The following is a 6,812-nucleotide window of genomic DNA, read 5'->3' as shown; positions in this document are numbered from 1 at the left end:
CGATCCTTCCGCGCCCTGGCAAAAGGGTTCGGTGGAGAACATGAACCGCCGAGTTCGACGCTATCTCCCTCGAGAGACGGTAATCCTGTCCCTACCGCGAACGTATCTGCGCCAGCTATGCGACCGGATTAATGGGACTCCGAGAAAATGCCTGAGCTATCGAACACCGGCAGAAGCCTTCCGCGATGAAATGCTAAATTTGAAGTTCACCAACCCGCCCCCGGTCAGCCCTTGCAACCCTGACCAGCCGGTCTGACCGGGGGCTACTGCTCTGCCAAGCGTCCCTCGAATGGAGCGTTGCATTTACATTCGAAGTCACACATCCATTTAGTAATGCGACACTTGGGCCACTTAGAGATGCGACACTCGCCCCTCTGACTGTGGTCAAGTTCAACGATGGAATAAAGACTGGCTTCAACGACGCCTAGCGCTGACGGAGTTGCCATGTCCTTGATCACGATGTCGCAGAAAGAACTGAGCCGCCTCGAAGCTATTCAGAAGATTCGGGCGCACCGACTGAGCGTTGTCCAGGCGGCCGAGCTGCTAAATATCAGTCGCAGTCAGGTTCACCGGCTCTTGCAAGCGTATGATCGCGGCGGCGCCAATGCCTGGTTTCCCAAAAAGAGGCCACCCTCGGCGGACATTTCTACTTTGCGCCAAAGCTGACATTTCAACTTGGCCGTCACACACTCTGTCGCACCTCTAATTGGCTTTGACACGCTCGTGTAGCGGGTGCGCGCTATTCCCAAGTGCGACTTCTGTTTGAAACCAATCCTCATGGGGCTCGGCGCCGCACTCTCAAAATAGATTGTTCAGCAGCGGGGTATTGTAATACGGTTCTAGCCCAGATCGTGGACCATCCTCTTTGCAGATCGGACAAACACAGCGACTTCACGCCGCATTGTTTAGTCGTTTGACGGCGATGTGCTGCTCATGTTGCCGGGCCCGCGCCATGTCGTAAGCCGTCTGCATGCGCATCAGCGTATCGGCTTTGATCCCAAAGCCCTTTTCAAAACGAATGGCCATATCTGGAGAAAGGCCCGCGTTCCCGTTGAGCAACGTACTCAGGGCCTGTCGTGAAACACCAAAATGATCAGCCAGCGCCTTCACGCTCATGCCAGTCGGAGCGACGATCTCTGACTTGAGAAAATCGCCGACATGAACGTTCAATGAGGAATGGAGCTTAAGTGCCATGATAATCCTCCAAGTTCATATCAACTAAGGCGCCGTCAGCGTTGATGCGGAATGTCAGGCGCCAGTTTCGGGTGACCGTCATTGACCAGGTGCCTTTGCGGTTGCCAGACAGTTCATGCAGTCCGAAATTGGGTGGAGCAGCAAGTTCTGCGACATCGTCGGCAGCATAAATGTACGCAAGCATTTTGCGCAAACGCTCGATATCGCCAACCAGTCCCCTGGCCGAACCGGTTTCAAAGAAGCGCCGCAACCCCTTATGGCTGATGGTCTCAACATCCATGTTAGAAGTATAGTGGCCAGTCCCATATGCGTCAAGTGACACGCGACGCATGGCAATCGATGGAAGCATGAGCTGACGGAATTGCCCTGTCTTTGAACGCTATCTCGAAGCATGGACTGAGCCGCATTGAAGCCATACAGAAGATCCGCTCGTGCAAATTGAGCGTCGTCTAGCCGCAGAGTTGCTTCATATGAGCCGCAGGCAGGTGCAGAGGAGCTTCGATCTGAAGGACGCCTGAACCACCCGCGATCTGCGAACTTGTTGCTTCTCCCAGCTGCCCTGCCCGGCTGGATAACCCTGATCAGCTCCACCTGGACAGGCGCTGCTCTACGCCAGGGAGAGACCCAACTATCGTTTCCTATTTACCCAGATCCGTCGGAGATCATGCCATCGGCAGGATGGTGGCGCGGCTGCCTACTACACCGCAAGGCGGGATTTGACGCGGAGCGCATCCGGTCCCGAGGCTACAAGAACCTCTAGCAACCAGAAAGAGTGGAAGAAGGGGGTCCTAAAGCCGCAATAGCGCGGCAGGCGAGCCTTTAACCAGTGCCGAGCGGCATGCTCTTGTGTGTCGCGCCCGGTGGCGACTAACTTGTGTGGATGATTATCCGGTCCAATTTAGAAGCGACAGGTTGTGGGGAACCCACACAAGATAGACTGCATTTCCTGGTCTGGAGGATCACGATATGACACATGACTCAAACATTGAAGACCGCATTCGCCAACGTGCGCACGAGATTTGGCTTCAAGAGGGGCAGCCAAGCGGACGCGAAAATGAGCATTGGGAACAAGCGAAGGGTGAGATCGAGAGCACTAGTACCGACCCCGACCCCGACCTCACGGAGTCATTGGGCGGCGCCGATGATCGAACCGAAACTGTCCCGCCGCAACAGGCTTCTCGAGGTGGAACCGCTCCCCGATAAGTCATGATGTCATCTCGGCTCGTTGAGGCGTATTTCGTGACGCCCCGGGGCGCTATTTGCGAATCGCTTCTTTGATCGTCCGAAAGACGTACGTCGCCCCGGAGGTTTGCACCCCCGCAATCAAGATCCGAAGCCACACCTTATTCTTTCGGGCCGTGTGAAAATCTCGAACCCGTCGTCACGCGCGATTGCAATCAGGGTTATCTCCGCCCTCGACGCGTTGCGGATGGCAGCAAGCGTCGGAACCGAGATCGCAATGATCACCGGCAGGTTTGCAAAGGCCGCCTTCTGCACAAGTTCGATCGAGACGCGACTGGTCAGCAACAGCGCGCCTGTTCCCGTTTCTTGTCGCGCCATTGCTCCGATCAGCTTGTCGAGAGCATTATGCCTCCCCACGTCCTCACGCACCATCACCACCCCCGACTCTTTCTGCCAAAGCGCCGCCGCGTGTGCGGCTCGTGTGGCCCTGTTGAGGGTCTGCATCTCCCGGAGGCGAGCCAGGGCGCACGCAATATCGGCGGACGACAGGCCAATCTTATGGGTCACGGCAGGGAGGATCCGGTCGACCTGCTCAAGGCTTTCGATGCCGCACAATCCGCAACCAGTTGGGCCTGCCATCACTCTGCGTCGTCCGATCATAGCGCGCGCCCGTTCCTCGACAATCCATAGGCGGGCTTCGATCCCTGCGTCGTGGATGACAATCTCCAGCCTTCTGATCTCGTCGCGGTGCGAGACGATCCGTTCGCTCAAGACAAAGCCGACCGCAAAATCCTCCAGATCAGCCGGAGTGGCCATCATGACGGCGACGGTCGTGCCGTTACAGACGATGGCGACAGGTTCCTCTTCAGGAACACAGCGCTCCGTGGGCCCCGTAACGGCACCCACCTTTAATGGCGTTACGGGCCGGGAAACTTCTACGATCCTCATTGCGCAGCCGCCGCGATATCTTGCGGCACAATGCGAACCGGAACCGACTTGGCGGCTGGCGTAAAGCTGTCCTGGGCGTGCTGATAGAGCGGGATCAGGGCGTTCGCTTCGGGATAGTACGCGCCGATGCATCCTTGCGGAATGTCGTAAGATAGGACCGTAAAGCCGTCCATGCGCCGATGAATGCCGTCGTCGGCCACCGTAACTAGACTGACAACGTCGTTTTCTTTCAATCCGAACCGTTTGATGTCTGATTTATTGACCAGAACCACCATGCGCGTGCCGTAGATCCCGCGGAAACGGTCCCGATAGCCATAGACCGTGGTGTTGAACTGGTCGTTGCTGCGCAGGGTAATGAGACGCAGGATCGTGTCGTCTTCACCGTCATCGAAGCTGGCCTGAAGCGCGCGCGGCGTCTTGAAATTGGCCTTGCCGGTTTCCGTCTTCCAGATGCGCTCGCGGGCGGGAATGGGCCGAGCAAAGCCTCCGGGCTTTTTGATCCGTTCGTTGAAATCGGCGAACATCTCGGGCCACGTGGTTTCCATGGCGTCGCGGATGGTCGCGTAATCGTTCACCCATCCGTCCCAGTCGATGCTGGCGTCTGATCCGATCGTTGCCTTGGCAATTTGAGCTACGATCCAGGGTTCGGACCGCAAGCCCGGGCTCGCGGGCTCGCGCATTCCCTTCGACTTGTGAAAGACCGCAGTCGAATCTTCCATAGTCACAATTTGTTCGTCCCCTTGCTGCCGATCGATCTCGATCCGTCCCAGGCACGGCAAGAGATAAGCCGCGCGCCCGTTGAACAGATGGGATCGGTTGAGCTTGGTGGCGATCTGCACTGTCAATTGCATGTTGGGCCAATGGGCTTCCATCTGGTCCCGGTCGGGAACGGCGCGCAGGAAATTGCCGCCCAGCCCGACAAAGGCATCGACGCTGCCAGCAACTATCCCCTGACAGGCTTTGATAGTATTGAGACCCTCTTTGCGCGGGGCTTCGAACCCATATTGCTTTTCGAGTTGATCTAAAGGCGCAAGTTCGGGCTTTTCAGCGATACCCACCGTCCTCTGCCCCTGGACATTGGAATGACCTCGGACTGGGCAGATTCCCGATCCGCGCCGGCCGATATTGCCCTTAAGGAGCAGGAGATTGACCAGCATCTGTACCGTATCGACGCCCAGCTTGTGCTGGGTAAGCCCCATCCCATAGATGGCGATGGTATTACGGGCTCGCCCGTAGATTTTGGCAACGACCTCGAGATCCTTGCGCGTAAGGCCACTCTCACGTTCCAGATCCACCCAGGTCTGTGCGCGTAGAAACTCTTCGATCTTGGAGAAACCGCTCGTGTGCTCGCCGATAAATGCAGTGTCCAGCACCCGAGCTGTGCCATTGGCGCAGGCGTCGTCGTCGAAGCTTAGCAGCGCCTTGGCAATGCCCGCGATCGCCGCAATGTCTCCGCCGGCCCGAACCTGATGGTAGAGCGTGCTGATACGAGTTTCGCCAGAGGATAGCATGTGCGCGGGATTTTGGGGATCAACGAACCGCTCCCAGCCCCGTTCGCGCAGGGGATTAAAGGTGACAATCGTCGCTCCACGTTCGGTCGCGTCCTTAAGCTGATGGAGCATGCGCGGGCTGTTGGACCCGACGTTCTGCCCGAACGAGAGGATCATGTCGACGTCGTCGAAGTCCTCCAGCCTCACCGTTCCGACGGGAACTCCGATCACTTCGGGCAGCGCGACCGACGTGGTTTCGTGGCACATATTCGAACTGTCGGGCAGATTGTTATTGCCGTAGATACGGGCAAAGAGCTGATACATGTAGGACGTTTCGAGCGAGGCGCGGCCGGATGCATAGAACACTACTCGCTCAGGATCGCGGGATCGAATGTCCTCGAGTTCCGCCGCGATTCCGGCAATTGCCTCGCCCCAGGTCACGGGTTCGTAACAGTCAGTTTCGCGATTGAACCGCATGGGATGGGTGATCCGACCTTGATCTTCCAGATCGTGATCGGACCAGGTGCGCAAATCAGTGATCGTGTGCGCAGAAAAGAAGTCAGGCGTCGTGCGTTTCTTTGTGATCTCGGCGAAGGTCGCCTTGGCACCGTTCTCGCAGAACTCGGCCGGGTGGCTGGGCTCGGGCTTGGCCCATGCGCAACTCACGCACATGAACCCGTCGGGCTTGTTTTGCTGAACTAATTCGGGAACGGCGCTCGGAAGCAACTTTTGCTTAGCCATGTGGCGGGTGACCGACTTGATCGACCCCCATCCCCCCGCCGGCCCCTTATAGGGTTTGAATTTCTTCTTGCGAACCATATCCACACCTCACCCACGTTCCCTTTAAACTGAATGCCTTCCGTCCGGCACGGTTCCAGCATGGGCGAAGTAAAAGGCGGCACTCGGCAAGACACGATGATTCTTGCGAGCAACGCGCTTTGTCGTGAGGTGGCTTCGCGACGATGAGTGCATCCTGGCTGAGTGGCACAATTTTGATCTGCTATTGTCGCCTCATCGAGAGGTGAACCGGCGATTTGTTACCAGGACGGTCACGGTAAATGGACCATCGCGGCTCATGCTTTGTCGTTGGAACTCAGAGATATGAGGGGCGTTTGCAGGCTTCCGAGCGGAGTGGAGACAATGCAGGAATGGATCGCCAACAACAGCGACGTGATAAACGCCCTTTCGAGTGCAGCCATGCTGCTCGTCTGGCTCGGTTATTTGCAGGTTTTTCTACACAGCTACAGGCGGCAGATACGCCCCAAGATCGTCATTAACAGAGCAGCCGGCTCGACATTGGATGCATCCTGTTTCGTGAGTAACATGAGTTCCGACGCCATCTATATCGAAAGCGTGATTGTGACCTTACGCAGCACAAGCAAGCGCTACACGTTGGCTGTCACCGATTTGGAAGAGCTGGAAGACAGCGCCCCAGCCGATCCCAGACAACGCACGTTGCAGGGTCCGCTTGGATCGGGAGATTACACGTCGATTGGCACATTCGGAGATCTCATCGCGCGTGCAGAGCGAGCGGAAGGCACGTCCTGGTCTGATCCCGAAAACGAAGCCGTATTGCTTGACGTGACGGTCATCGCAGATCACGCCTCTGAGGAGCTGCTTATAGGTGCACAACGACGCTTTGGGGCAGAGGCAAAGGCGGGTACATGGTATGTGCAAGCCATGACCGGCAAAACCCAACAGATTCGCTCGCGGCGTGCCCGTAAGCGCATAATCGTTCAGATGGCCGATGTAAACTGAAACACAGGCTGAAAGTGCCGCACACCCGTTTAGCGTAACAATTCCCCATACTGTTCAGCACAGGGTGCGCAAACGGCTATTCCAGATCGGAACCACGACGTCACCGACAAGGTTAACAGCATGACATCAAGGAGGATCTAAAGATGGCACCACCCGTAGATCACCATAACAGTAGGCGCGATACAAAGCACAAGGGAGGCGCTGGCGCCTGAGGCAGGCCGCGACATTCATCGTCCGCGT

General features: G+C 57.0%; 7 protein-coding genes and 1 pseudogene. 4 read left to right on the top strand and 4 right to left on the bottom strand.

From position 1 onward, the window contains the following. Both BLR31_RS22150 and BLR31_RS20015 read left to right on the top strand, forming a co-directional pair. A partial coding sequence (locus tag BLR31_RS22150) for a transposase (protein WP_425287288.1) occupies nt 1-256 on the top strand: 256 nt, incomplete at its 5' end. Nucleotides 257-444: 188 nt separating this feature from the next. Beyond that, nucleotides 445-627 (top strand): annotated as a pseudogene (locus BLR31_RS20015) (helix-turn-helix domain-containing protein); the annotation flags it as partial. A gap of 264 nt (nt 628-891) precedes the next feature. On the opposite strand, the gene BLR31_RS20010 reads toward BLR31_RS20015, so the two are convergent. Further along, the gene (locus BLR31_RS20010; RefSeq protein ID WP_090599898.1) at nt 892-1,194 is read right to left on the bottom strand and encodes a HigA family addiction module antitoxin; all 303 of its coding nucleotides are present in this window, start codon (nt 1,192-1,194) and stop codon (nt 892-894) included. Further along, entirely contained in the window at nt 1,184-1,543 is a 360-nt protein-coding gene (locus BLR31_RS20005) for a type II toxin-antitoxin system RelE/ParE family toxin (protein ID WP_210183960.1), read from the bottom strand. The genes BLR31_RS20010 and BLR31_RS20005 overlap by 11 nt, the downstream gene beginning before the upstream one ends. A gap of 617 nt (nt 1,544-2,160) precedes the next feature. Between BLR31_RS20005 and BLR31_RS20000 the strand changes: the two genes are divergently transcribed. Further along, a complete protein-coding gene (locus BLR31_RS20000; RefSeq protein ID WP_090599891.1) occupies nt 2,161-2,397 on the top strand; it encodes a DUF2934 domain-containing protein in 237 nt (78 codons plus the stop codon). A 120-nt stretch (nt 2,398-2,517) separates the two neighbouring features. On the opposite strand, the gene fdhD is transcribed toward BLR31_RS20000, so the two are convergent. Continuing rightward, nucleotides 2,518-3,324 (bottom strand): formate dehydrogenase accessory sulfurtransferase FdhD, encoded by an 807-nt coding sequence (gene fdhD / locus BLR31_RS19995; RefSeq protein ID WP_090599887.1) that lies wholly within the window; start codon nt 3,322-3,324, stop codon nt 2,518-2,520. After that, nucleotides 3,321-5,633: an FdhF/YdeP family oxidoreductase gene (locus tag BLR31_RS19990; protein ID WP_090599883.1), complete on the bottom strand. Its 2,313-nt coding sequence runs from the start codon at nt 5,631-5,633 to the stop codon at nt 3,321-3,323. The genes fdhD and BLR31_RS19990 overlap by 4 nt, the downstream gene beginning before the upstream one ends. A 321-nt stretch (nt 5,634-5,954) precedes the next feature. On the opposite strand from BLR31_RS19990, the gene BLR31_RS19985 reads away from it, so the two are divergent. Then, nucleotides 5,955-6,572, top strand: coding sequence for a hypothetical protein (locus BLR31_RS19985; RefSeq protein WP_090599879.1), 618 nt, complete (start codon nt 5,955-5,957; stop codon nt 6,570-6,572). Nucleotides 6,573-6,812 lie beyond the last annotated feature (240 nt).

The organism is Pelagibacterium luteolum (assembly GCF_900100665.1).
In the GTDB taxonomy this organism is placed as follows: Bacteria; Pseudomonadota; Alphaproteobacteria; order Rhizobiales; family Devosiaceae; genus Pelagibacterium; species Pelagibacterium luteolum.
This window is presented reverse-complemented; position numbering and strand designations above follow the sequence as displayed.

What these genes read in the sequence shown, in the direction of transcription:
- BLR31_RS20010 (WP_090599898.1), bottom strand. Translation starts at nt 1,194, where the DNA reads ATGGCACTTAAGCTCCATTCCTCATTGAACGTTCATGTCGGCGATTTT.
- BLR31_RS20005 (WP_210183960.1), bottom strand. Translation starts at nt 1,543, where the DNA reads ATGCTTCCATCGATTGCCATGCGTCGCGTGTCACTTGACGCATATGGG.
- BLR31_RS20000 (WP_090599891.1), top strand. Translation starts at nt 2,161, where the DNA reads ATGACACATGACTCAAACATTGAAGACCGCATTCGCCAACGTGCGCAC.
- fdhD (WP_090599887.1), bottom strand. Translation starts at nt 3,324, where the DNA reads ATGAGGATCGTAGAAGTTTCCCGGCCCGTAACGCCATTAAAGGTGGGT.
- BLR31_RS19990 (WP_090599883.1), bottom strand. Translation starts at nt 5,633, where the DNA reads ATGGTTCGCAAGAAGAAATTCAAACCCTATAAGGGGCCGGCGGGGGGA.
- BLR31_RS19985 (WP_090599879.1), top strand. Translation starts at nt 5,955, where the DNA reads ATGCAGGAATGGATCGCCAACAACAGCGACGTGATAAACGCCCTTTCG.